This is a genomic window from Parahaliea maris (assembly GCF_008064665.1).
In the GTDB taxonomy this organism is placed as follows: domain Bacteria; phylum Pseudomonadota; class Gammaproteobacteria; order Pseudomonadales; family Halieaceae; genus Parahaliea; species Parahaliea maris.
Genome location: NZ_VRZA01000002.1, coordinates 107,153 through 130,823, shown reverse-complemented (window position 1 = coordinate 130,823; position 23,671 = coordinate 107,153). Strand labels below are relative to the sequence as shown.

Here is a 23,671-nt window from a genome sequence, read left to right as displayed (position 1 = left end):
ATGGACTCGCAACGGCCATGAGGTCGTTGCGGGTTCTAAATTGATGAAGGTGGTAAAACCAACCGGCACGATGGACTCGCATCGGCCTATGGGCCGTTGCGACCCTGCGGGCTCGCCGCGGGAGCGGCTCGGTCCAAATTGCTGACGCAATTTGTCGAACGGGGCACGTCTTTCGGCCAGACACACCCCACAAACGAAAAGGGCCCACCCTTGCGGGTGAGCCCTTTTCGTTTGTATGGCGCGCCTGGCACGATTCGAACGTGCGACCGCCTGGTTCGTAGCCAGGTACTCTATCCAGCTGAGCTACAGGCGCGTTGAGGTGGCGTACTATAGGGATGAAGCCGTTATGAGTCAAGCGCTTGCGCGCATCTCTTGGCGAAAAATTTACACTCTCGTGATCCGCCCCGTCCCGGGGCCCTGTCAGCGGGCGAATCCGGTGTTGGACTCCATATAGAGCCGGATCGGTACGTTGGCGTCCTTGCCCAGGTAGAGCACCAGACCGTAGTAATCATTGTCATAGTCGTCCACCCATTCATGGCGGAATTCGAGCGGAAACTCAAACTCCGTTTCCTCTGGGCGGTGCCCCACAACCCTCACCTCTTCCATCATGCCGGGGTCTGACATCGAGGTTTTGGGGATGGCAATGGTGATTTTTCGACCGCCAAAGGTGTCCTCAGACTCGATGTCGCGCAGCTCGGCGCCCATTTGCTTGCCCTTGTAACCCTTGACCAGTTCCATCCAGTCGGTCTGCTTGGTCACGGTCTCGGCCAGCACCCCCTGTGCGCCCAGAGTGGCTGCCAATACTGACAAGCCCAGGTACCTGAATCGAATCGCCACGTTAATCTCCCATCCCTACATCAGCGGTTTTTTTTGCCCGTGACGCTCATGTTAGCTCACACAGGCGCAGGAGTCGCCGCAAAATACGCCCCCGCTACACCAGACGCCCACCCGGTGTACATGGCGCCCGGGCCGACTACAATGCAGCCATGACTCTGCTGTTTATCTACGTTGGCCTGGCACTGGGCGTGTCGTTTCTCTGCTCAGTGGCGGAGGCGGTACTGCTCAGCGTCACCACAGCCTATACCCGCCTGCTGGAACAGGAGGATCGCCCCGCCGGCAAGCGCCTGCGGGCCCTCAAGCAGGATATCGATCGCCCCCTCTCCGCCATCCTGACACTGAACACCATCGCCCACACCGTCGGCGCGGCAGGCGCCGGCGCCCAGGCGGCCATTGTGTTTGGCAGCAATATGCTGGGCGTGTTCTCTGCGGTGCTGACCTTCCTCATCCTGGTGTTCTCGGAGATCATCCCCAAGACGCTGGGGGCCTTTTACTGGCGCCAGCTGGCCCCGCCTATCTCCCTCATGTTGCAGTGGATGATCGTGCTGCTGTATCCGCTGGTAAAAATGTCCAACTGGCTGACCAAGCTGATCTCCCACCGCAAGCCCCTGCGGGGCCTGAGTCGGGAGGAATTTGCGGTGATGGCCGAACTCGGCGAAATGGAGGGGCAACTGGAGGACCACGAGTCGCGGATTTTGCGCAACCTGCTGCTGTTGCGGGAGACCCAGGTCCGGGATGTGATGACACCGCGCCCGGTGGTTTTCTCCCTACCCCAGCAAATGACCGTGGCGGACTACATTGCCAACCACGAGGACAACCCCTTCTCACGCATCCCGGTATACGGCTCAGACCAGGACAAGGTCACCGGCTTCGTCCTGCGTAGCGACCTCATCATGGCCCACGGCCGCGGCGAAGCCGAACAGCCACTGGAACAGTACCGCCGGGAGATTCCGGCGCTGGTGGCGGCCATCAACCTGCTCAGGGCCTTCGAGGTCATGCTGGAGCAGAGCACCCATATCATGCTGGTGGTAGACGAGTACGGCGGGGTCGATGGCATCATCACCCTGGAAGATATCTTCGAGACGCTGCTGGGTCTGGAGATCGTGGACGAGATGGACCGCACGGTGGACCTGCAGCAACTGGCGCGCAATCTGGCCCGCCAGCGCAGCCGGGCAATGGGGCTGGCAACACAGGGGCCGCTGGCGGATTCAGGCAACGATCTTCCCTGAGCAAAAGCGTGAGGGGTGATCGTTTTCAGCCTGGACCGCGAACCTGTCCATCGTGTGCAATAAGCAGAGCCTATACTGTCACCAGAAGCAGGAACGAAAAGGCAAAAGTGTTGAGATATGTGTTGATTGCGGCCTTCCTTACCCTCGGGGGTGCCACTGGCTGCAAAATCCAGGTGGTAGCGCCTCTGGGGGCAGATGTCGTCTCCTCCTCCGGCGCCTTCGATTGCCGCGCTGGCACCACCTGTACCGTGGTGGTTGATCACCCCTATTATTATGAAGCATTCTCTGTGGAGCCCAAACCGGGTTACGCCTTTACCACATTCCTGGAGGGCCAGGGCAGGTTCTGTGGCGGCAGCGAAAAACCCGTCTGCGGCCCGCTTAACACGCGCGGATTCCCCGGCAATGAAGGGCTATCCGCCCTACTGGGCCAGGACGATGAGTTCTTTCTCGAGCCCGAGGTAGTGGCCGACGGCACCCTGCCCGTCGACGATTCCAGCACACTGAAGGTAACGCTGCGCGAGTCGGTAAACCTTGACCACTACCCAATCCACGGCGACAGCGTCGAGACGATCCAGGCGAGCCTGTACTCCCAGGATAACCCGTTCTATAACGCGGAACCGGTGGGCTCAGGCATCCAGGTCGGGATTACCCAGCCCGGCTATGACTATTCCTTTTCCGCCGAACGCCTCCAGCCCGGGAGCAGCAACTGCCGGTTCGCCGCGCTGACCATTGACGCCACCATTACCATCGTCATGCCGGGTCTGCAGCAACGGCACACCCTGCCCGCAAACCTGCAGGCACGGTGGGACGAGTTCTACCTCGCCCTGCTGGCTCACGAAGGGGGACACGCCAATTTTGTCCGGGATTCCTTCGAGGAAATTGTCGCCTTCTTTGAGTCACGGGGCCAATTCAGCTGCGATACGATCAGCGAAGAGGTCGACGCTGTACTGGAGCAGGCCGCGGCCGGCTACGACCAGAGAAGCTTCGACTACGACGTCGAGACCAATCACGGCGTTTTCCAGGGTGTAGTGTTTTAAGAGTTGGCGGATTCAACAGGATGAAAACCCGATACTGCCGGACACTGTTACTCCTCGCCAGCATGACAGCACTGACCGCTTGCGGTGGAGGTGGCGGATCACCCGACAACCCTACACCCCCACCGGAACAACCACCCGCTTCGGACCCCTTCGGCCTGACCGAGCGTACCCCGCTCGCCGACTTCAACCTGCCCACAACAGCGTCGGGGGAAGGCGATTTCCAGTTAACCCGCCGCTTTGCCGCCCTGACGTTTCCCTCGGCACTGTTCATCACGGCGGTTCCCGGAGAGGGCCGGCTGTTGGTCGTGCGCCAATCCGGCGAACTGGAGGCGTTTGTCGATGATGACCAGACCACCGAATCCCGCACAGTACTGGACCTGAGTGACCGTCTGCTGTTTGCCGGCGAACAGGGCCTGCTGGGTATGGCCTTCGACCCCGATTTTGTGTCCAACCGCCTGCTGTACCTGCACTACAGCATGGATAACCCGCGCCGCTCCGTCATCGCGCGCTTTCGCTGGGATGCGGCTACCGATCTGATCGCCCTCGACAGCGAACGCATCCTGCTGGAAGTGGCGCAACCCTACGCCAATCACAACGGTGGCATGCTGGCCTTTGGGCCGGACGATCGCCTCTACATTGCACTGGGTGACGGCGGCAGTGGCGGCGACCCGCAGAACAATGCCCAGAACGGCGGCAACCTGCTCGGCACCATCCTGCGCCTGAACGTGCATCCGGCGGACCCGGCGCTACCCTACGCCATTCCCCTGGACAACCCGTTCCGTGACAACGCCGCCATTCGCAATGAGATCTGGGCCTATGGCCTGCGCAACCCTTTCCGCTTTTCCTTTGACCGCGTCACCGGCTTGATGTGGATAGGTGATGTGGGACAGGGTGCCCAGGAGGAAATCAATATCGCCCGAGGCGGTGAGAATTTTGGCTGGCGCGTACTCGAAGGCACCCTCCCCTACGACGATTCCGCCAACACCTTGCCACCCTCGGCCTTCACTGCACCGGTGTTCGAATACGGCCGTGACCAGGGCGTGGCCGTGATCGGCGGCTACGTCTATCGCGGTAACGCGATTCCCGGTCTCAGCGGCCGTTACATCTACACAGATTTCGGCTCGGGCAACGTGTGGGCCATCACGCTCAACGGGCAGCAGGTGACGGGCAACCAGCTGATTGCCCAGGCCGACTCGCCTACCTCCCTGGGCGAAGACAGCAATGGGGAACTGTATATCGTGAACCGCCAGGGCGAACTCTTCGGATTCACCCAGAGCGGCGGGGAAAATCCACCCGACCAGTTGTCCGAAACCGGGCTTTTCAGCTCACTGGACACGCTCTCCCCGGCTTCAGGACTTATCGAGTACACGGTCAACCTTCCCTTCTGGTCTGACAACACCGTGAAACGTCGCTGGATCGCGGTCCCCGAAAACGCAGCAATCGGCTTTGCCCCAACCGGTAACTGGGACTTTCCCATTGGCACAATCGCCGTCAAACACTTTGAAATCCTGGCACGCGAAGGAGACACGTCATCAACGACCCGTTTGGAAACCCGGGTCATGGTACTCCTTGAACAGGGCTGGCAGGCCTTTACCTACCGCTGGAACAGCGCGGGGACGGACGCCACCCTTCTGTCCGGGAGGCAGTCTGAAAAGCTGCAGGTACAGACTGCCAGTGGAGAAATCACCGACCAGGTGTACACCTACCCATCTCGCACCGACTGTTTCCGTTGCCACACTGCAGTCGCCGGCCGCGTACTGGGCATCAGAACAGCACAGATCAATACCGAATTCGACTACAACGCCGGCGAGGTCACAGACAATCAGTTGCGCAGCTGGAACAACATCGGCCTGTTTACCGAGGATATTGGCCCCACCAGTAACTACCCCGCCTATGCCGCTGTCGGCGACGACACGGCTTCGCTCGAGGACCGGGCGCGGGCTTATCTCGATGTGAACTGCGCCCAATGCCACCAGTCCGGAGGCACGACGCCCGCAGAGATCGACCTGCGCTTCACTACCCCGCTGGCTAACACCGGACTGATCGACACCACTCCCCTGCTGGGTACGCTCGGCATCGAAAACGGCAGGCTCATCGCACCGGGAGAACCCGGCAGAAGCATCCTGATTGCGCGGGTGGGTCGCCGCGATGCCGTAGCCATGCCACCGCTGGGTAGTCATCTGGTGGATGAGGCGGGGGTCACGCTGCTGCGTCGCTGGGTGGAGTCGTTGTAGGTCAGGGGTGTGTCAGCTATGCCCAACCGGATGCTGGAGCAAGGATACTAGCTGAACGTGCGATACAGCATCCTTATCGAGACCAGCAAAAGGAAGCTTCCGAACACCAGAGACAACTGGCGCTGGTTCAGCCTGTGAGCGATCTTTGCTCCCAGTGGCGCGGTGAGTACCGTCATCGGCGCTATGAACACGAGGCCCAGCAGACTCACAAATCCGAGATTCCCCACCGGCAGGCGGAGATCACCCCAGCCGGTCGCGATGTAGGTAATGGTTCCGGGCACTGCTATCAGCAAGCCGAACAAGGCCGAAGTCCCTACTGCACGGTGTACCGGCACACTCATCAGGGTCAGAGCGGGCACGGTGAGGCTGCCTCCACCTATACCCATCATGCAAGAGAGACCGCCAATAGCGACAGGAGGCAGTTTACCTGCCAACCCGCCGGGGACGTGATCCGTCAGGCGCAGGTTATCGGTGGGCAGCACCATCTTCAGCGCCACGAGGATGGCCACCACAGCGAACACCATGGACAGCACACTGCTGTCAACCCTGCTCGCCAGCACCGTCCCCGCCACAGAGCCCAGCAGGATGAATACACCCCAATCGCGTGCCAGACCAAAATCTACCGCACCCCGAGCATGATGTGCCCGGGTCGAGGAGATCGACGTCAGAATTATGGTCGCGAGGGAGGTGGCCACGGCAATGTGCATACGAATAGCCGGGTCGACGCCCATCACACCCAGGGTGGTATCCAGCACCGGCACGATGACGATACCGCCCCCGACACCGAGCAGGCCGGCCAGCACACCAGCAAATATACCCGTTCCAAGCATAGCCAGCGCCAGCGGCAACAGTTCCATCCAGTTTTGCATCGACAGGCCCCAACCATCGCGCGCCACTGTGCGGCGAGGTATCGCGAAAATCTTCGAAAAAGTGCGCTGCACCTTAGCACAGCTGTCGCTGCTCGGCCCCGAAAAAACGCGCCTACAGTAAAATCGCTGGGGAATCGGCCCCGCTACAACTCAGTGAATTTCACCACCTTCGCCGAGACCGGCGGATGGGACTCGGCCCCTATCCAGCGCCAGCACATCGTGCCCCGGTTATGCCCGGTGGTTTCCACCCAGTTGGGATGGTCCGGCTTCTGGTGAGCGACAATGATTTTTACCGAACCATCGGGCTCATAGTGCGCGGTGTGCTTGTTGAAATGAATGTTGAAGTAGCGAAAGTCGAGTGACTCCATCCACCAGTTCTGCAACACGAAGTTCCAGGTCTGACAGACGGGAATGTGCGCTGCCTCGACGACCAGGGCCTCGTCATCGGCCAGCTCCCAGGCGCTGTGGCAATAATAGATATTGGGGTCGCCGCCGATGGCCTGGCAGTAATCCTGGTCGGCAGGCGCAACCTGGTTGGTGGTGGGCAGGAAACTCTCGGCCCAGCCCTCGAACAGGGCCGTGGTGTTCTTCACAAACTGCACTGTACCCTGCAGGCCCCGGTCCAGTTTTTCGGGTGTGAGGGGAGCGGGCCGATCCTCCTCCCAGCCGACTCGCTCCAGGGTCAGTTCCGCCCGCACCTCGCGCTTGCGATCCTGGAAGGTCTGGCGGACATTGAGGGCATTGGTCTCCGGCCCCATGCGCAGCCAGTTGCCCGGCTGTTCCCGCTGGCTGATGATGACCTCGAAGGTGCCGTCTTCCCCGATGTCCATCTCCCGGGAATCCAGGAAGCCATCGGTTTTCATGCCCCCGCCGCTGCTGTACTTGTTGATCACGGTACCGAAACCCAGGTAGTCCACGGTGCCCCGCTGGCCCTTCAGGCGGTAGTCGTAGTCGGGGTTGAGGGGCGCGCTCTGGTAGTGGTTGTCAGGGTTGTCGGCGCCCAGCTTGATGGTTTCGTGGGCCGGGCAGCGCAGTACTGGAAACGCCGGGTCTCCCCCTTCGACAAAGCTCTCCAGACCCGCGCGCAGCATGCGCGACAGGTAGCGGTAACCCTCTGCCCGGTCGAAAGGCGTGGCCGGGGCCTTGTCGGCAAATACCAGTTGGCCGGCCTCCTTGAGTCCGTCGCAGAAGTCCGCCCAGGCCTGGCCGTTCATAATCCGCTCTTCGCTGTCGCTTGCAGTCATCCTCTGCCTCCTTTGGCCGGTCAATCCAGGTCCAGGTTGTATCGTTGCATGTAGGCATCGAACAGCGCTGCAACCTCGGCGCGGCTGATACCGTAATTTTCCAGGTGATACTCGTGACGCCCGTGCTTGCCCTGGGGATGCTCCGCCAGCCAGGATGCCATGGTCTCGCGGGCGTCAGCGGTGAGTTCTGTACCCCGGGCACGATAGATCGACTCTACGGCCGGCCAGGGGTCTCGTACGAAGTCATCGTGAAAAATATCGAGGAACTGCCCCGGGAATTGCGCTTCCAGTGCTGCCCGGTCGGCTTCAAAGGTCCGGGTGTAGACGGTGAGCATCTCCATCCAGTCGCGGCCGATCTCCTCGCGGTCGATATGGTCCGAGCCGCTGCGCCGCAACAACTCACTGAAGCTGCAGCCGGAAGCGACAAACTGCATCGGCGCGCGGTGGGTCTGGACGATAATCGCTTCGGGATAGACCCGCAGAATCTCCCGCAGCCCCAACTGGTGAAACGGGGCTTTCAGTACCCAGTGCCCGGGGTGCCGGTATTGCAGCAACTGCAACTGGCGCTTGTGGCTCTCGTAGGCACCGCATTTGCACAAGTTCGCATAGAGCCAGTTGGCATAGCTCGGAATGTGGAACATCGCCGAGTATTCCACCGACAGGAAGTCCCGGTTGAGCAGCATGTAGCACTCGTCGGGTTCCTCGGCATCGATCAGGTGAGTCTTCAGGAACCCGGGCAGGAACTGCTCGGTGAGGGCCACCCCGTCGGCACGGGCGGCAATGCGGGGATCACTGTGGTAGGTCGCGGTCTCCGGCGGCGGTACCGGGTCCTGGGCTTCCCACAGACGCAGCGTGCGATTGCCAGCATCCTGGTTGAGCAGGTGATGCAGCGCGGTAGTGCCGGTGCGGGGCAGCCCGACAATAAACACCGGTCGCGGTACCGCCTGTTCTAGCACATCCGGGTGCTTGCCCAGGTAATCGACAATCTTCAGCCGGTTCACAAGGCCCGAATTCAGCGTCATCTGGGCACGCAACTGGCCAAAGTCATTGAGGCGCGCTTCGTTATTGAGCGCGTCTATCAGGAGCTCAAGGGGTTGCTGGAAACCGGGGTCGCCAAAGTCGGACAGTCCGGTCTCCTCCTGCGCCACCGTGAGTAATCTATTCTTATCCAACACGTGTGCTTCGCTCTGCAAGAGAGAGCTGGCAGCCTACTGTTTTGCGGCAATGGCATTCAAACCCCGACAGGCTGTACGCGCGTGCATTCCCGCCCTGGTACAACATCTGATACCCAAACCCGCGCGCAGGTTTGCGCTAGTATGGTTAGCGTGAGCTCGCATGATCGGGCTTTGGAAATACGCCAGTGGAGAATCGAGTGCTGACTTTTCGAACATTGTGCCGGGTACTCTGCCTGTGCCTGCTGCCCGCCACCGCGGCCTTCGCGGACAGTGGCCACCAGAAGACTGATGTCATCACCCTGTACAACGGCGACCGGATCACCGGTGAAATCAAGTCGATGAGGCAGGGCCTGTTGCAATTGAGCACTGACGCGCTGGGCACCGTCAGCATCGAGTGGCAGGAGATCGCCCGGCTGGACAGCAAGTACAACTACCAGATCAGGGTCACCAGCGGCGAACGCTTCTACGGTGAACTGAAAACCGGGGAGCGTCCCGGCGAAATGGCCATCGTGGACCTCTACGGCACGCACAAGCTGGAGTACCTGGAGATCGTCGAGGTACAGCCCATCGAGGACCGTCTGCAAGACCGCTTCGAGGCCTACCTCTCCGCGGGCTACTCCTACACCAAGGCCAGCTCGGTGGCCCAGACCACGTTCAATACCGATCTCAGCTACGAAGACCAGCAGTCCCGCAACAGCCTCGGGGCACGCACCACTGTCACCCAGACCGAGGAGGACGACAGCCAGAGCAGCAAGATCGATCTCGTCCGGCAGGAATGGTCCAGGGACCGCGCCAGCGCCTTCCGCGGCTACTACGGCAACTACGAGAGCAACGATGAACTGGGTGTGGATTACCGGCTGTCCGTGGGTGCAGGGTTGGGCCGGTTTTTCATCGACACCTACCAGACCCGGCTTACCGGCGGTGCCGGCCTACAGGTGTTGACCGAGGAGGGTTCGGAGGAAGGCAGCCGCCAGAGCGTCGAGGCGTTTTTTGCCGTCGGCTACGATTTCTGGCGCTTCGACTCTCCGGAAGCGGACGTCAGCCTCAACTTCGGGCTCTACCCCAGCCTCACCGAGAGCGGCCGGGTCCGTGGTAGTACGGACCTGAGGCTACGCTGGGAAATCATCAGCGACCTGTACTGGGATATCACCGCCTACGGCAGCTACGACAACCAGGCCGACACCGACCGCAATACGGACTATGGCGTGACCACGGGACTCGGCTGGAGTTACTGACCCGCTTCGGCCGCGGATTTTGCCGGATAGAAATGCACGTCGCGCTGGGGGAAGGGTATGGAGATGCCCTCGTCGTCGAAGCGCAATTTCACCGCACGGATAAGATCCCAGTACACGTCCCAGTAGTCCTCGGTGCGCACCCAGGGGCGCACGATAAAATTAACCGAGGAATCACCCAGTTCATGGACCTTGATTACCGGCTCCGGTGAGCGCAACACCTTGTCGTGCTGGCTTACCACGTCGGCCAGCACCGCCTCGGTACGCGGAATGTCGTCGCTGTAACTGATACCAAATGTCAGGTCGACCCGCCGCACACGCTGGGCGGTGACATTCTTGATGACATCTCCCCAGATCTTGTTGTTGGGGACCACCAGAATCTGGTTGTCGATGGTGGCAATGGTGGTGGATACCAGTGTCATCTTTTTCACAAAACCGGTGGCACCGGACACTTCGATGAAGTCGTCGACGTCAAAGGGCCGATAAATCAGGATCATTGCGCCGGAGGCAAAGTTGGAGAGCGTATCCTGTAGCGCAAAACCAACGATGAAGCCCGCCACCCCGAGGCCTGCCAGCATCGGCCCGAGGGAGATGCCCATCTGTGACAGGGCCATCAGCAGGCCCAGGATCAGCACCACACCCCCGGACACCGAGACCATGATGTCCTTGAACAGGTTGGATACTTTCAGATTCGAGCGATCCAGCGCCTTGCGCGTCAGCCGGCGCACCACCCGGGCGAACCAGAAGAACAGGATGAGTGTGACCAGGAACAGCAGGAAGCGGAATACACCATCGGGGGCGCGCTCCACCAGCGACAGGCGCATACGCTGCCAGCCATCCTTGACCATGCCCATAAATACGCCGCTGTCGAACAGACTGAGGGACACCATGTTGCCCTGCTGGAGAGCGACAGTCCGGTAGGGTGTGCTATCGAGATTCAGCTGTTCCATCAGTTCGATGGCAATGCGAAGGTCAGCAATGTGTCGGGAGCGCTGGATGCGCAGTTCCTCCAGTGCGACCACCAGCTCGGTCTGGTCGGGGCGGATCTTGACCCGGTTCTGTAACTCCCGGATTGCGGCGCCCACGAACTCGACTTTGCCCACCTGAATTTCGGCGTACTGGAACAGCTCCTGGGGCAGTTTCTTCAGCACTTCCAGCTGCGGCAGGCCCAGGGACTGACGGCGGTTGGAAAAGGCGATCAGCGCCTCGTAGTAGCGGTAGCGGAGCTGACTCAGGCTCTCCAGATAGGCTTCGCTCTCGATGTGTTCGGCACCGCTGAGTTGCTCGATATCGGCGCCGAGCTGATCGATGCGGTCATCGAGTTCATTGAGGCGCTCGAACACGGCGCGCCCGACATCCGCCAGATCACCACGTATCCGCGCCTCCAACTCGACGCGCAGGGGGTTGTCCTCGGGCAGGGCCATCACCCGCGGGGTGAGGTCGTCCATCAACTTGACCAGTTCCAGGCTGCGCTGGTCGCGCCGGTACAGCAGAGCATTGCGGTCCTGGGGACCCGCGACTTCCAGGCGTTCACTCAGGAGCCGAATCTCCCTGACCTGGTTCTCAACGCGCGCCACCAGCGGCTCGATGGGTTCCTCCGCGACTTCAGACGCAACCAGAGGCGCCGCCAGCGACAGGTAAAGCGGCAAGAAGAATACGCTGCAAAGTAGTCTGTAAGCCAAAGGCATCACCCTGAATCCCGTTACCACCAGGGCGACCACCGACCCCGGACTGCGGCTACATTAGCACATCCGGGGCAGGATACCGCGGTGTCAGAGTTCGGGGATCAGGCGTGCGAACTCATCGATCATCGGCATGATAACCTCAGGACGATCCCAGTTTTCCACCCCCACGCCAATGTTGCAGCGATGCACCCCCATGTCGCGATAGGACTTGAGCAGGTCTGCGGTAACCGGCGACATCACCACCAGGGTGATTTCGACCTTGTCCGGGTCCCGGCCGGCGGCGCTCACCGCGGCGCGGAAGTCGGCAATGCCCTGCTTGACGTCGGGCATGGCGACATCCACCGGCATCCAGCCGTCAGCCCACTCGGCGGCGTGGCGCACGCCCAGCGGGCCCATGGCACCGAAGATGATCGGCGGGCCACCCACCTGCAGGGGCTTGGGTTCGAACCACACGGGGTCGAAATCAATCAGTTCGCCGTGGTAGGTCGGCTCGGCTTCGTTGAACAGCGCCCGCTGGGCCGCCACGGTTTCCCTGAGCGCAGAGTAGCGCTTCTTCCAGGGCAGGCTGGTCGCGTTCTCGAACTCTTCCTCGTTCCAACCGACACCGCAGCCAATCAGTACGCGTCCGCCCGAGAGCCGGTCCAGGGTGCCAATCGTCTTGGCCTGGGAAAACAGTTCCCGCTCCATCAGCAGGGCAATGCCGGTGCCCAGCTTCAGCGTATCTGTGGCCGCCGCAGCCGCCATCAGGGAAACGTAGGGATCCATCATCTTCTTGTAGGGTTCGGGGAGCTCGTCACCGGCGGGATAGGGCGTTCGGCGCGACACGGGAATATGGCTGTGTTCGCCATACCAGAGCGACTCGAAGCCGGCCTGCTCCAGGGTGCGGGCGAGCAGGTCGGGGGCCGGGTCATCGGCGGTGTTCATGGAGCTGAAGCCCAGGTGCATGGTGTTTCCTCGCGGCTATTTGTTATCTACCGAATGTACTGCGCGAGGGAAGTGGGTACCAGCCAGGGACCCGTGATGGCCACTGGCTGGTTCAGCATAGTGTGCTTGAGAGAGCTCGCCCGGGAGGGTGTGCCGGGCGTCACTCGCCCCGGCGCTGGCGTACGGCGGCGGCCAGTTCGCCCAGTAGCTGCTCGGTGTTGTCCCAGCAGATACAGGGGTCGGTTATGCTCTGCCCGTAGGTGAGGGGACGGCCTGCCACCACGTCCTGGCGTCCCGCCACCAGGTTGCTCTCGACCATCACGCCAAAGATACTGCGGCTGCCGCGGGCAACCTGGGTGGCGATATCGCGCACCACATCGATCTGGCGGGCGGGGATCTTGCGGCTGTTGGCGTGGCTGGCATCGATCATGATGCGCGCGGGCAGGCCCGCCTTCCCGAGCATCTCGCTGGCGTCATCCACCGAAAACATATCGTAGTTAGGATGCTTGCCGCCGCGCAGGATGATGTGGCAATCCTCGTTGCCTGCCGTCTGGAAGATCGCCGAGCGACCCTGTTTGGTGACCGACAGGAAGTGGTGCGGCTTGGAGGCCGACTTGATGGCATCGATGGCCACCTGGATATCGCCGTCGGTGGCGTTCTTGAAGCCCACCGGGCAGGACAGTCCGGACGCCAGCTCGCGGTGGGTCTGGCTCTCGGTGGTGCGGGCGCCGATGGCGCCCCAGCTGACCAGGTCAGCGTAGTACTGGGGGCTGATCAGGTCGAGGTACTCGGTACCGGTGGGCAGGCCGATTTCCGCCAGGTCCAGCAGCAGTTGCCGGGCCAGGTGCAGGCCCTTGTTGATCTGGAAGGTGTTGTTGAGATCCGGGTCGTTGATCAGGCCCTTCCAACCCACCGTGGTGCGCGGTTTCTCGAAATACACCCGCATCACCACGAAAATCTCGTCGGCCACCGCGTCGGCTGCGGCCTTCAGGCGTTTCGCATAGTCGCGCGCGGCGTCCGGGTCGTGGATGGAGCAGGGACCCACCACCAGCACCAGGCGGTCGTCTTCGCCGCTCAGGATATCGTGAATACTGCGCCGGGCCTGCTCGACCCGTTCGGCGACCTCCTCCGACAGGGCAATGTCGGCAATGAGTTGTTCCGGCGAGAGCAGCTCTTTGGTTTTGCGAATCCGCAGGTCATCGGTGTTGGTGGTCATACCATGGCAACCTTGAGTCAGGGAGAACGAATCTATAGGGTTGGCAGCGAAAGCCAGCCCGCTACTATACCACTGCCCACCGGGAACTGCCTCCCGGAGGGGTCTGGAGAGGTACTGAAGGGCCGCTGGCACCCAACAGGAGAAGAAATGTGAAACGCCTCATCGCCGCCGCCCTGCTCGGCTGTGCAGCCACCGTGACCGGCACCGCCCACAGTGCGGAGCAGCCCACCCTGGAACTGATCATGTCCGACCCGGACTGGATCGGTAACGCCCCGCAACAACCCTACTGGGCCGATGACGGCAACAGTGTGTACTACCGCCAGAAGCGGTTGGGTGAGAATTTCAGTGACCTTTACCACCTGCCGCTGGCCGGGGACAGCGCCACACCCATCGATGAAGCCCGGCCCCTGTCCGACAGCGGGCTGAACAAGGTCTACAACGCAGACCGCAGCCGGGTCGCCTGGATCAGCCAGGGTGACGTGTTCCAGAAGGCCCTGCCGGGCGGCGCCGTGCGCCGGGTTACAGCCACCACCGCCGACGAGGGCAACCTGCAGTTCTCTCCGAATGGCAAGTTCCTGCAATTCGAGCGGGAGGGACAGTTCTACCAATATGATGAGGCCGTCGGCAGCGCCCTGCTCCTGACCGACATCCGCGAGGGCAAGGACCCGGACGCAGACCCCGGCTTCGACCCCCTGCGGGCGCACCAGGCCCGCAAATACCGCACCGTGGTGGAAACCCGGCGCCGGGAACTCGCCGGCAAGGCGGCCGGTCGCGAGCGCGACCAGCGGCCCGAACCGATCTACCTGGGCGACCAGTACAAGGTATTGAGTCGCCAGCTCTCTCCCGCCGGTGACACGCTGGCGCTGGTGGTGACCGACAAGGACGCCGACCTCGGCCGCAAGGGCACCATGCCCAACTACGTCACCGCCGACGGCTATGTCGCCACCCGCGAGGTCCGCACCCGGGTCGGCCGCAATACCCAGCCGGCCCAGCAGGTGCTGTTGGTGGACCTGGCCAGCGGTAGCGTGCGTCAGGTCGATACCGACGCCCTCCCCGGTATCGACAGGGACCCGCTGGCGAAACTGCGCAAATCGGCCCTCGAGTGGCACGTGGACCACGGCGCCGACCGGGACGAGGTCAAAAAAGCCCTGGAGGCACCCAAGGTCCGCCCTGTGACCGTGGGCGCCATCGAATGGCATAGCCGGGGCATCCAGTGGAGCCCGGACGGCAAGCACCTGGCCATTGAGTTCCTGGCCGCCGACTTCAAGGACCGCTGGCTGGTCACCGTGGACCCAAGCGATGACGACCTGACCCCGGTGGTACAGGAGCGTCTCAGCGACGAGGCCTGGATCAACTGGGAATACGACGATTTCGGCTGGCTACCCGACAGCCAGGCCCTGTGGTTCCTGTCCGAGCGCAGCGGCTACTCCCACCTCTATCGCAAGGATCTCGACGCCCGCAAGCCGAAAGCCCTCACCAGTGGCCAGTTTGTCGTGCGCGAACCCGTCATTGGCCCCCGGGCAAAATACGCCTGGGTCGTGAGCAACCGGGCTCACCCCGGCAACTACGAGATCTATCGGGTGCCCCTGGCGGGCGGTGCACTGCAACAGGTGACCGACCTGGACGGCGTCAGCCAGTTCACCCTGTCGCCGGATGGCAACAAGCTGCTGGTGTCGCGCTCCTGGATCGATCGCCACGCGGACCTCTACGTGGGCAACAGTGACGGCAGCGGTGAGTTGCGCCAGCTGACCGACACCGTCTCCGAACGCTACAGCGCCATCGACTGGACCGTGCCGGACATTGTCGAGGTGCCCTCCTCCCACGTGGACCGGCCGATCTACTCCAAGCTGTACCTGCCGAAAGACCACGACCCGGGCAAATCCTACCCCGCCGTGATGTTCGTGCACGGTGCCGGCTACACCCAGAACGCCCACATGGGCTGGCCCTACTATTTCCGTGAATTCATGTTCCACACCCTGCTGAACGAGGCGGGCTATGTCGTGCTGGACATGGACTACCGCGCGTCCCAGGGCTACGGCCGTGACTGGCGCACCAGCATTTACCGGCAGATGGGTCACCCGGAACTGGAGGACTACCTGGACGGTATCGACTACCTGGCGGCAAACCACGGCGTGGACCGGGAGCGGGTCGGCATCTACGGCGGCTCCTACGGCGGCTTCATGACCTTCATGGCCCTGTTCCGCGCCCCCGACGCCTTTGCCGCCGGCGCCGCCCTGCGACCGGTCGCCGACTGGATGCACTACGACAACGACTACACCCGGCGCATCCTCAACGACCCGCTGGTGGACCCGGAGTCCTTCGAGCGCAGTTCACCGATCAATCATGTCGAGGGGCAGAAGGCACCGCTGCTGATTGCCTCCGGCATGCAGGACGACAACGTGTTCTTCCAGGACTCGGTGTTGATGGTGCAGCGCCTGCTGGAACTGAAAAAACCGGACTTTGAAATGGCCATCTATCCGCTGGATGCCCACGGTTTTACCAATCCCGAATCCTGGCTGGACGAGTACCGCCGTATCTTCCGGCTGATGGAAAACAACCTGAAATAAGAGAGCTCACCATGGATACCGATATTCCCCGCCTGCTGGCGGCCCGCTATGCCAAGTTCGTCGATGACCGCAGCTTCAGCCGCATGCGAGAGATCATGGTCCCGGAGTTCACCCAGAAGGGACCCGGTTTCAGTGCCAATAGCCTGGAGGAGTTTATCGGTAACCTGGAGTTCCTGCGCACCTACTCCGCCACCCTGCACATGCTGGGCAACCAGTTGGGCGAGTGGCACAACGCCATCTACACCGGGGAGACCTGGTGCGTGGCATCCCACATCTACGACAAGGACGGTGTCACCCGCAAACTGGATATGGGGATTCGCTACCAGGATGTGATCGAGGACAACAGCGGCACCTACCGCTACGCCTCCCGCGACCTGGACGTGGTGTGGACCCAGGACCTGCCCTGCCAGGGTTAGCCCTGCAGGGCTAGGCGAGATCCTTGGGACGGTCGACGTCCCGCAACACCCCCGGGTCATCCGAGGAAACCAGGTGCAATGCGGCCTGGTTGCGCCTGAGTACCTCGCGGGCACCCTCGTCGCCGGAAAGCCCCTCCAGCTGTGGATAAAAATGTTTGCCAAAGGCCACCGGGTGACCGCGCTGGCCGGCGTGCACCGGGGCCACGATCCGCTCCGCCCCCGACGCATCGGCAATCTCGCGCCAGGTATCGCTGCTGATCCAGGGCATGTCCGCCAGGGCGATGAGGGTGGCCTCCCAGCCCGGCGTACGGCCGATGCCCTGGGCCAGGGTATGGCCAATGCCGTGGCGCGCCTCCGGGCAGTAGCAGTACTCCACTCCCAACCCGTTCAGCAGTTGTTCGCACAGGTTGTCGTCCGGTTTCAGGCAGACCAGCAAAGGCAGCTGCGCCCGACGTATCTGTTCGGTCACTACCTGCAGCATCGGTCGCCCGCCGCACAGGGCGAGACGCTTGTCGGAGCCGAACCGGTGGCCCTTGCCCGCCGCCAGCAGCAGAACTCCCGCACTCATGCCGAAGGCTGTTTACGCTGCAAGCGGGTGAGCTGCGCCATGATCGACACGGCAATTTCCAGCGGCGTCTTGCTGCCGATATCCAGGCCCACCGGTGCGTGCAGGGCGCCAATCTGCGCGGCGCTGAGTCCCAGCTGGTGCAGGCGTTCGACGCGCTTTTCGGTGGTGCGTTTCGAGCCGAGCGCACCGACGTACCACGCCGGACTGGCCAGCGCCTCCATCAGGGCCATGTCGTCGATGCGCGGGTCATGGGTAAGAGTAATCACGATACTGTGGGGATCGGTGATGTGTTCGCGAACGGCGTCGTCAGGCATCCCGGCAATCAGCGATACGGCGGGGCCGTTCCACTGGCTACGCTGGCTTTCCCTCGGATCGGTGACCAGCACCTCGTAATCCATGGCCAGGGCCAGCTCTGCCAGCGACTGGCTGAGCTGGCCGGCGCCCACCAGCAACAGGCGCTGGCGGGGACCGAGGGTCTGGATCAGGCGTTCGACGGTGAGCACCAGCGGCGCGAAACTCTTGCTGGGGCGGATCGAGCTCACCCCGCTGTGAAGGTTGACCTCGCGGCGCAGGCAGCGCCGTTGCGCCAATAGCAGCAGGGTCTGGTCCAGCCAGTCGATGTCCTGTTCCGAGAGTTGCTGCACCAGCACCTGCAAGCGCCCCCCACAGGGCAGGCCAAGGCGTTCATTCTGCTCCGCGGTCACACCGTAGGGCATCAGGCTGGCAGGCGCGTCAGGCATCTCGCCGGAGGTGATACGGGCCAGCAGGTCGTCTTCGATACAGCCGCCAGATAGCGAGCCGTGTTGCTCACCGCGGTCATTACAGGCCAGTAGCGTGCCGATGGGACGGGGAGAGGAACCTACCGCCGAGACGATGGTGCACAGCCAGGTCCGTGCACCCGCCTGTATCCAGTCCCGGGCCGCGTCCAGTACCTCCCAATCCAATGCTCGCATCGCCCTACCCTCTCACCGCCCTGTGTGTCGCAATTAAAGCAGTTCCTCGAGGTCAATGCGATTCCCCGCGCACAGAGCGCGCAGTTCGCTTTCGTCTTCCGCCGGTATTTTCAGAGCCAGGGAAACACCCTCACCGTAGGTCACCTCGGCTACCTCGCCGCCACAGGTCGACAGCCAGTGGCGCAGCAACTGCTCGCAGGCAAAGTCGCCCCGGGCCCGCCAGTGACTCACCGGCTGCGCTTCCTGATACGGCGCCGCCTCCAGCGCCTGCTGTGCCGCTGCACTGTAGGCGCGCACCAGGCCACCCGCACCGAGCTTGATACCACCGAAGTAGCGGATGACCACAATCAGCACGTCCCCGAGGTGGCCGTGCTGCAAGACGTTGAGGATCGGCTTGCCTGCGGTGCCCGCCGGCTCGCCGTCATCACTCATGCCCGCGCTGCGCGCGTCCCTGGGCTGGCCCAGCAGGTAGGCCCAGCAATGGTGGCGGGCATCCGGGTAATCATCGCGCGCCGCGGCTACCGCCTCATTGACCTCTTCCCGGCTGGCCACCGGCACGATGCGGGCAATGAAGCGGCTTTTCTTTTCGATCAGTTCACACTCGGTTGTGCGAGTGACGACGGCGTAATTCATGCCGATTGGCCGGCAAACCACTCATCCAGCAGCGTGCCAATGGTATTGGCCTGCACCAGGTGGGCGGCGTACCAGGTGTGCAGGCAGCGGATACGGGTAAAGTCCTCGATGCCGCCAATGCCGCGCTCTTCAAAAACACCGGCAAATCCCAGGCGTTCGATTTCCGCCTGCACTGCGGGGCTCATGTGCTGCCGGCGTAGGGCGATATGGGCCCGGTGATCCGCCGCCATGGCCGCCTGCAGTTCGGGATCGGCATCCACCCGCTCCTGCAGGCGAGCGATGAGACCCTCGGCCTCGACCTGGTCGATGCGATAGCCCAGCTCCGGGTCCACCAGCCAAAACAGGGTGGGAAAGGGCTTGCCATCCACCAGCGAGGCAACCCGGATCACCCGTGGGCTGCCGTCGTCACCGCTCACGGCAACTTCCTCCAGTCCGCGCGGCTCGCGCCCCAGCAGGCGGGTGATGGCGGCGATCTGGTCGGCATCCGGGTTCACGTCAAAGGCACTCTCTTGTATGGTGGGCGGCCGATTTTACGCCACCCGTGTGGGGATGACCATGAACCGCAAGGGCAACAGGGTCTTCCTGGTTTGACAAGCCCCGGGGCTGGCACTAGAGTGGCCGCCCGAACCCGGTGCCTGCCGCTGGTTCCGCAGGGAGCGAGCTGGGCAGGTTAAATGGGAAGTGTGGTCAGGGCCCGGCGCCCGATTCCACCGCTGCCCCCGCAACGGTAATCAGCCCAGCTGTAAGCCCGACACCTGCCAGGTTCCTGCAACGCGTCATGCAACAAAAGGAGCGGAGGGCTCTTTGCGAGGTTGCCCGCCACCGCCAGCCGGTGCCGCCTTCCCCGTTTCCCGTCTTCCGCTTTGCACCTGAACATCCGCAGGAGAAGCGCCATGAGCGAAGACAAGGAACAGCGCCGCGAAGCCAAACACAAGGCTTCCATGCAAAAGCAAAAAGCCAAGGTCGATGCCCGCATCGAGGAAGCCAGTACCGAGCGCGGCGTCGCCGTGCTGGTCACCGGCAACGGCAAGGGCAAGTCCAGCTCCGCCTTCGGCATGGTGTTGCGCGCCCTGGGCTACGGGCAAAAAGTCGGTGTAGTACAGTTCATCAAGGGCGAGCAACTCTCCGGTGAGGAGATCTTCCTGCGCGACCACCTGCCCCAGGTGGACTTCTACCAGATGGGCACCGGCTTTACCTGGAATACCCAGGACCGCAGCGGTGACATTGCCGCCGCGCGCGCCACCTGGGAGAAAGCCCTGCCGATGCTGCAGGACCCCAGCTACGACCTCGTGGTGCTGGACGAACTCACCTACATGATTGCCTACGACTACCTGCCCGAGCAGGACATCATCGACGCCATTGCCAATCGCCCGGTGGAACAGAGTGTGGTGATCACCGGCCGCGGCGGCGGCTCCGCCCTGCAGGAAGTGGTGGATACGGTGTCCGAGGTCAAGGATGTCAAACACGCCTTCCGCGCGGGTATCAAGGCCCGTCGCGGTGTCGATTTCTAGCGCTCGACAGCCCAGCTTCCCGTGAGACTGCCAACTTGACCAATCCCGTCGCCCTGATGGTACAGGGCACCACCTCCGATGCCGGCAAGAGTATCCTGGTCACTGGCCTGTGCCGCGTGCTGCGGCGCCGGGGTGTGCAGGTGGCGCCCTTCAAACCGCAGAACATGTCACTGAACAGCGCAGTCACCGCCGATGGCGGGGAAATCGGCCGCGCCCAGGCGCTTCAGGCCCAGGCGGCGGGCGTCGCCGCTCACAGCGACATGAACCCGGTCTTGCTCAAACCGGCCAGCGACACCCGCGCCCAGGTCATCCTCCGCGGTCGCGCCATCAGTGATCTCCGCGCCAGCGAATACCACGACTACAAACGGGTCGCGATGGACACGGTGCTCGCTGCCTGGGAGGCCCTGGGCCAGCAGTACGAGGCACTGGTGGTCGAGGGCGCGGGCAGCCCTGCGGAAATCAATCTCAGGGAAAACGACATCGCCAACATGGGCTTTGCCGAGACGGTCGACTGCCCGGTTATCCTCATTGCCGACATCGACCGGGGCGGGGTGTTTGCGCATCTGGTGGGCACCCTGGCACTGCTGTCCCCCAGCGAGCAGGCCCGGGTGCAGGGTTTTGTGATCAACCGCTTCCGCGGCGACCTGGCCCTGCTGCAACCGGGCCTCGACTGGCTCGAGGAGCGTACGGGCAAACCGGTGCTCGGGGTCCTGCCCTACCTGCAGCACCTGCAACTGGACGCGGAAGACGCCATCGACAGCGCCCAGGGCGCGAAGGAAGCCAACTGCCTGAAGGTGGTGGTGCCGGTGTTCCCCCGGATCTCCAACCACACGGATTTCGACGCCCTGCGCCACCACCCCCAGGTAGAGCTGGTTTACGTTCCACCCGGCCAACAACCACCACCAGCCGATCTCGTTATCCTGCCCGGCAGCAAAAACGTCCGCGCCGACCTGCAGTGGTTGCAAGACGGTGGCTGGGATGCCCACCTGCAGCGCCACCTGCGCTACGGCGGCCGGGTACTGGGCATTTGTGGCGGTTACCAGATGCTGGGAGACATGATCGCCGACCCACAGGGTGTCGAGGACAGCGCCGGTAGCAGCACAGGCCTCGGCTTACTGCCCGTGCACACCGTACTGGAAGCCAACAAGGCCCTGCTGCAGGTGAGCGGCACGCTGCCGGGAGGAACACCGGTTACCGGCTACGAAATCCACTGTGGGCAGAGCCAGCGCGCTCCCGACCACGAAGCGTTTGCGCTGCTCGACGACGGGCGCGAGGACGGCTGCCGCAGCAGCGACGGCCAGGTCGCCGGCACCTACCTGCACGGCCTGTTTGATCACCCCGACGCCTGCCGTGAGCTCCTGATCTGGGCCGGTCTGGGTGATGCCAGGGCCGAGGACCGCGACGCCCTGCGGGAACGGGAAATCGATCGCCTTGCCGACAGCCTGGAACAACACCTGGACCTCTCCGCCCTGTTTCCCCAGTGGTGCGCCGGGTGAGCACTCATACCCCGGCCGGCACGCGCGCGGTACTGCTCGGCCTGGCCGTATTGTTGCCGCTGTGCATGGTCATCGCCCTGGCCAGCGGCGCGGTGACCCTGTCCACCGGTGAAGCCCTGGGCGGACTGGCACAGTGGTGGCGCGGTGAGTACAGCCAGGCCGGTGTGATCGTCGGGCAAATTCGCCTGCCCCGGGTGCTGCTGGCGGCCCTGGTGGGGGCCATTCTGGCGACCTCCGGCGCTGCCATGCAGGGCCTGTTCCGCAATCCGCTCGCCGACCCGTCCCTGATTGGCGTCACCGCCGGTGCCTCCCTGGGCGCCAGTGTGGTCATCGTACTGGTGGGAGCAAGCCTCCAGGGCATCACCGCGGTCACCGCGGTTTCCCTCGGTGCCTTCGTCGGCGGCTTGCTGGCGGTGCTGTTGGTCTACCGCCTGGCGGCCTCGGAAGCGGGCACCTCGGTGGCCACCATGCTGCTGGCGGGCATTGCCATCACTGCCCTGGCCGGCGCCCTGGGCAACCTGCTGGAATTCCATGCCGACAGCGAATCCCTGCGCCGCATCAGCCTGTGGCGTATGGGCGGCCTCGACGGCGCCAACAGCCAGCGGCTTCTCTTTGCCACGGCAATCTGCCTACTGGTGCTCGGCGCCCTGCCGGTCTTCGCCAGGCGCCTGAATGCTCTGTTGCTCGGTGAGTCCGAGGCCCGCTACCTGGGAATCGATGTCGAGTTCACCAAGCGCACCCTCATCGTGATTGTCGCCATCGGTGTCGGCGCCTGCGTGGCCCTCGCCGGCACCATCGCTTTTGTCGGCCTGGTGGTACCCCACATCATGCGCATGCTGGTCGGGCCCGATCACCGCGGCCTGCTTCCCGCCTCCGCCCTGGCCGGTGCTGCACTGCTGGTGGTAGCCGACAACCTCGCCCGGGTGGTCATGGCTCCCACCGAACTGCCGGTGGGCATTGTGACCGCCATCGTCGGTGTGCCGTTCTTCATTTCGCTCCTGCGACAGCGCTCGCACTACGGAATGCAGTGATGGAGCTTCTGACGGTAGCGCACGCCGGCGCCGCGCCCTGGGGAACGCCCCTGCTGGCGGACATCCATTTTTCCCTGCACGCCGGAGACACACTCGCCATACTCGGCCCCAACGGCGCCGGCAAGTCGACCCTGCTGCACACCCTCGCCGGCGGCATCGACCTCTCCCAGGGCACTATCGCCCTGGGGGGGCGCAGCCTGTCACAGTGGCCGCGCCTGCAGCGGGCCCGGGCCCTGGCCCTGCTGCCGCAGCAGTCGCCCCTGAGTTTCCCCTTCAGCGTGGAAGAGGTTATCCAGCTGGGCCGCACTCCCCACGCCAGCGGTGCCAGTGAGGACCGGCAGATTCTCGAGGACGTCATGGCAGCGACCGATACTGCACGCCTGCGACAGCGCCTTTACACGCGGCTGTCCGGGGGTGAGCGCCAGCGCGTGCAGCTCGCCCGGGTACTGGCCCAGCTGTGGCGCGCCGCTGACAGCGAGGTGCGTCTGCTGTTGCTGGATGAGCCTACCGGCGGCCTGGACCTGGAGCACCAGCGACTGATCATGGATTCCGTCGACCGCCTCGCGAGGGGCGGCTGTGCGGTGGTGATGGTACTACACGATTTCAATCTTGCTGCCAATCGCGCATCCCGGTTGCTGGTACTCGACGAGGGGCGGCAGGCACGCCTCGGCACACCGGCGGAGGTACTGACCAAGACCATGTTCCACGATATTTTCCGGGTGCAGGTGGAGATAACCAGCCATCCGCAGAATGGAACGCCTCTGGTACTGCCGTCGTGAAGCACTCGGCACCAGGCGCTGCGCGTACAGGAAGG

At 63.1% G+C, this 23,671-nt stretch carries 21 protein-coding genes, 1 tRNA gene and 1 riboswitch; of the genes, 10 read left to right on the top strand and 12 right to left on the bottom strand.

What is annotated here, in order from left to right; translation table 11 throughout:
* Positions 1–236 precede the first annotated feature (236 nt).
* Together FV139_RS05055 and FV139_RS05050 are read right to left on the bottom strand one after the other, a co-directional pair.
* Positions 237–313, bottom strand: a tRNA-Arg gene (locus tag FV139_RS05055).
* 107 nt (positions 314–420) lie between these two features.
* The gene (locus FV139_RS05050; protein ID WP_148067179.1) at positions 421–810 is read right to left on the bottom strand and encodes a hypothetical protein; all 390 of its coding nucleotides are present in this window, start codon (positions 808–810) and stop codon (positions 421–423) included.
* A gap of 176 nt (positions 811–986) precedes the next feature.
* Here FV139_RS05050 and FV139_RS05045 point away from each other — a divergent pair, with 176 nt between their 5' ends.
* The 3 genes from FV139_RS05045 (at position 987) to FV139_RS05035 (ending at position 5,337) form a co-directional block, all read left to right on the top strand.
* Positions 987–2,066: a CNNM domain-containing protein gene (locus tag FV139_RS05045; protein ID WP_148067178.1), complete on the top strand. Its 1,080-nt coding sequence runs from the start codon at positions 987–989 to the stop codon at positions 2,064–2,066.
* A gap of 119 nt (positions 2,067–2,185) precedes the next feature.
* Positions 2,186–3,103, top strand: coding sequence for a DUF922 domain-containing protein (locus tag FV139_RS05040; protein ID WP_235898588.1), 918 nt, complete (start codon positions 2,186–2,188; stop codon positions 3,101–3,103).
* 20 nt (positions 3,104–3,123) lie between these two features.
* Positions 3,124–5,337 (top strand): PQQ-dependent sugar dehydrogenase, encoded by a 2,214-nt coding sequence (locus tag FV139_RS05035; RefSeq protein ID WP_148067176.1) that lies wholly within the window; start codon positions 3,124–3,126, stop codon positions 5,335–5,337.
* Positions 5,338–5,384: 47 nt separating this feature from the next.
* On the opposite strand, the gene FV139_RS05030 is transcribed toward FV139_RS05035, so the two are convergent.
* From FV139_RS05030 to FV139_RS05020, 3 genes are all read right to left on the bottom strand, one after another.
* The gene (locus FV139_RS05030; protein ID WP_148067175.1) at positions 5,385–6,206 is read right to left on the bottom strand and encodes a sulfite exporter TauE/SafE family protein; all 822 of its coding nucleotides are present in this window, start codon (positions 6,204–6,206) and stop codon (positions 5,385–5,387) included.
* A 143-nt stretch (positions 6,207–6,349) separates the two neighbouring features.
* Complete coding sequence (locus tag FV139_RS05025; protein WP_148067174.1) at positions 6,350–7,450, bottom strand: DUF1214 domain-containing protein; 1,101 nt, start codon at positions 7,448–7,450, stop codon at positions 6,350–6,352.
* A gap of 20 nt (positions 7,451–7,470) precedes the next feature.
* Positions 7,471–8,622 (bottom strand): sulfotransferase family protein, encoded by a 1,152-nt coding sequence (locus FV139_RS05020; protein ID WP_148067173.1) that lies wholly within the window; start codon positions 8,620–8,622, stop codon positions 7,471–7,473.
* Between the two features lie 200 nt (positions 8,623–8,822).
* On the opposite strand from FV139_RS05020, the gene FV139_RS05015 reads away from it, so the two are divergent.
* Positions 8,823–9,860: a DUF481 domain-containing protein gene (locus FV139_RS05015; protein ID WP_148067172.1), complete on the top strand. Its 1,038-nt coding sequence runs from the start codon at positions 8,823–8,825 to the stop codon at positions 9,858–9,860.
* On the opposite strand, the gene FV139_RS05010 is transcribed toward FV139_RS05015, so the two are convergent.
* The 3 genes from FV139_RS05010 to FV139_RS05000 all read right to left on the bottom strand — a co-directional run bounded on the left by FV139_RS05010 (position 9,854) and on the right by FV139_RS05000 (position 13,682).
* Positions 9,854–11,539 carry a mechanosensitive ion channel family protein gene (locus FV139_RS05010; RefSeq protein ID WP_213004026.1) on the bottom strand — a complete coding sequence of 562 codons (1,686 nt, stop codon included), beginning with the start codon at positions 11,537–11,539 and terminating at the stop codon, positions 9,854–9,856. The two genes, FV139_RS05015 and FV139_RS05010, sit on opposite strands and share 7 nt — an antisense overlap.
* 90 nt (positions 11,540–11,629) lie before the next feature.
* Positions 11,630–12,487: an LLM class F420-dependent oxidoreductase gene (locus FV139_RS05005; protein WP_148067171.1), complete on the bottom strand. Its 858-nt coding sequence runs from the start codon at positions 12,485–12,487 to the stop codon at positions 11,630–11,632.
* A gap of 139 nt (positions 12,488–12,626) precedes the next feature.
* A complete protein-coding gene (locus FV139_RS05000; RefSeq protein ID WP_148067170.1) occupies positions 12,627–13,682 on the bottom strand; it encodes a 3-deoxy-7-phosphoheptulonate synthase in 1,056 nt (351 codons plus the stop codon).
* Positions 13,683–13,831: 149 nt separating this feature from the next.
* Between FV139_RS05000 and FV139_RS04995 the strand changes: the two genes are divergently transcribed.
* Both FV139_RS04995 and FV139_RS04990 read left to right on the top strand, forming a co-directional pair.
* Entirely contained in the window at positions 13,832–16,249 is a 2,418-nt protein-coding gene (locus tag FV139_RS04995) for a prolyl oligopeptidase family serine peptidase (RefSeq protein WP_148067169.1), read from the top strand.
* An 11-nt stretch (positions 16,250–16,260) separates the two neighbouring features.
* Positions 16,261–16,665: a nuclear transport factor 2 family protein gene (locus tag FV139_RS04990; RefSeq protein ID WP_148067168.1), complete on the top strand. Its 405-nt coding sequence runs from the start codon at positions 16,261–16,263 to the stop codon at positions 16,663–16,665.
* Between the two features lie 10 nt (positions 16,666–16,675).
* Here the strand turns inward: FV139_RS04990 and FV139_RS04985 are convergent, their stop codons facing one another.
* From FV139_RS04985 to FV139_RS04970, 4 genes are read right to left on the bottom strand one after another with little or no spacing between them, the layout of a single operon-like run.
* Positions 16,676–17,233 (bottom strand): nucleotidyltransferase family protein, encoded by a 558-nt coding sequence (locus FV139_RS04985; protein ID WP_148067167.1) that lies wholly within the window; start codon positions 17,231–17,233, stop codon positions 16,676–16,678.
* On the bottom strand, positions 17,230–18,186 hold the full coding sequence (locus FV139_RS04980) for an XdhC family protein (RefSeq protein ID WP_148067166.1): 957 nt from the start codon (positions 18,184–18,186) through the stop codon (positions 17,230–17,232). The genes FV139_RS04985 and FV139_RS04980 overlap by 4 nt, the downstream gene beginning before the upstream one ends.
* A gap of 33 nt (positions 18,187–18,219) precedes the next feature.
* Positions 18,220–18,819 (bottom strand): YigZ family protein, encoded by a 600-nt coding sequence (locus FV139_RS04975; protein WP_148067165.1) that lies wholly within the window; start codon positions 18,817–18,819, stop codon positions 18,220–18,222.
* Positions 18,816–19,313 carry a DUF501 domain-containing protein gene (locus FV139_RS04970; RefSeq protein ID WP_235898554.1) on the bottom strand — a complete coding sequence of 166 codons (498 nt, stop codon included), beginning with the start codon at positions 19,311–19,313 and terminating at the stop codon, positions 18,816–18,818. Before FV139_RS04970 ends, FV139_RS04975 begins: the two co-directional genes overlap by 4 nt.
* Positions 19,314–19,439: 126 nt before the next feature.
* Positions 19,440–19,592, top strand: a riboswitch (cobalamin riboswitch).
* Between the two features lie 120 nt (positions 19,593–19,712).
* Here FV139_RS04970 and cobO point away from each other — a divergent pair.
* The 4 genes from cobO (at position 19,713) to FV139_RS04950 (ending at position 23,636) form a co-directional block, all read left to right on the top strand.
* On the top strand, positions 19,713–20,330 hold the full coding sequence (cobO, locus tag FV139_RS04965; RefSeq protein WP_148067163.1) for a cob(I)yrinic acid a,c-diamide adenosyltransferase: 618 nt from the start codon (positions 19,713–19,715) through the stop codon (positions 20,328–20,330).
* 56 nt (positions 20,331–20,386) lie between these two features.
* Positions 20,387–21,826 (top strand): cobyric acid synthase, encoded by a 1,440-nt coding sequence (locus FV139_RS04960; RefSeq protein ID WP_148067938.1) that lies wholly within the window; start codon positions 20,387–20,389, stop codon positions 21,824–21,826.
* A 65-nt stretch (positions 21,827–21,891) separates the two neighbouring features.
* Positions 21,892–22,857 carry a FecCD family ABC transporter permease gene (locus FV139_RS04955; protein ID WP_148067937.1) on the top strand — a complete coding sequence of 322 codons (966 nt, stop codon included), beginning with the start codon at positions 21,892–21,894 and terminating at the stop codon, positions 22,855–22,857.
* On the top strand, positions 22,857–23,636 hold the full coding sequence (locus tag FV139_RS04950) for a heme ABC transporter ATP-binding protein (RefSeq protein WP_148067162.1): 780 nt from the start codon (positions 22,857–22,859) through the stop codon (positions 23,634–23,636). Before FV139_RS04955 ends, FV139_RS04950 begins: the two co-directional genes overlap by 1 nt.
* Positions 23,637–23,671 lie beyond the last annotated feature (35 nt).

Excerpts from the sequence above, each read along its gene's own strand:
- cobO (WP_148067163.1), top strand. The coding sequence starts at position 19,713 with ATGAGCGAAGACAAGGAACAGCGCCGCGAAGCCAAACACAAGGCTTCC.
- FV139_RS04980 (WP_148067166.1), bottom strand. The coding sequence starts at position 18,186 with ATGCGAGCATTGGATTGGGAGGTACTGGACGCGGCCCGGGACTGGATA.
- FV139_RS04985 (WP_148067167.1), bottom strand. The coding sequence starts at position 17,233 with ATGAGTGCGGGAGTTCTGCTGCTGGCGGCGGGCAAGGGCCACCGGTTC.
- FV139_RS05025 (WP_148067174.1), bottom strand. The coding sequence starts at position 7,450 with ATGACTGCAAGCGACAGCGAAGAGCGGATTATGAACGGCCAGGCCTGG.
- FV139_RS05000 (WP_148067170.1), bottom strand. The coding sequence starts at position 13,682 with ATGACCACCAACACCGATGACCTGCGGATTCGCAAAACCAAAGAGCTG.
- FV139_RS04975 (WP_148067165.1), bottom strand. The coding sequence starts at position 18,819 with ATGAATTACGCCGTCGTCACTCGCACAACCGAGTGTGAACTGATCGAA.
- FV139_RS04950 (WP_148067162.1), top strand. The coding sequence starts at position 22,857 with ATGGAGCTTCTGACGGTAGCGCACGCCGGCGCCGCGCCCTGGGGAACG.
- FV139_RS05005 (WP_148067171.1), bottom strand. The coding sequence starts at position 12,487 with ATGCACCTGGGCTTCAGCTCCATGAACACCGCCGATGACCCGGCCCCC.
- FV139_RS04990 (WP_148067168.1), top strand. The coding sequence starts at position 16,261 with ATGGATACCGATATTCCCCGCCTGCTGGCGGCCCGCTATGCCAAGTTC.
- FV139_RS05030 (WP_148067175.1), bottom strand. The coding sequence starts at position 6,206 with ATGCAAAACTGGATGGAACTGTTGCCGCTGGCGCTGGCTATGCTTGGA.
- FV139_RS05045 (WP_148067178.1), top strand. The coding sequence starts at position 987 with ATGACTCTGCTGTTTATCTACGTTGGCCTGGCACTGGGCGTGTCGTTT.
- FV139_RS04955 (WP_148067937.1), top strand. The coding sequence starts at position 21,892 with ATGGTCATCGCCCTGGCCAGCGGCGCGGTGACCCTGTCCACCGGTGAA.
- FV139_RS05035 (WP_148067176.1), top strand. The coding sequence starts at position 3,124 with ATGAAAACCCGATACTGCCGGACACTGTTACTCCTCGCCAGCATGACA.
- FV139_RS04960 (WP_148067938.1), top strand. The coding sequence starts at position 20,387 with ATGGTACAGGGCACCACCTCCGATGCCGGCAAGAGTATCCTGGTCACT.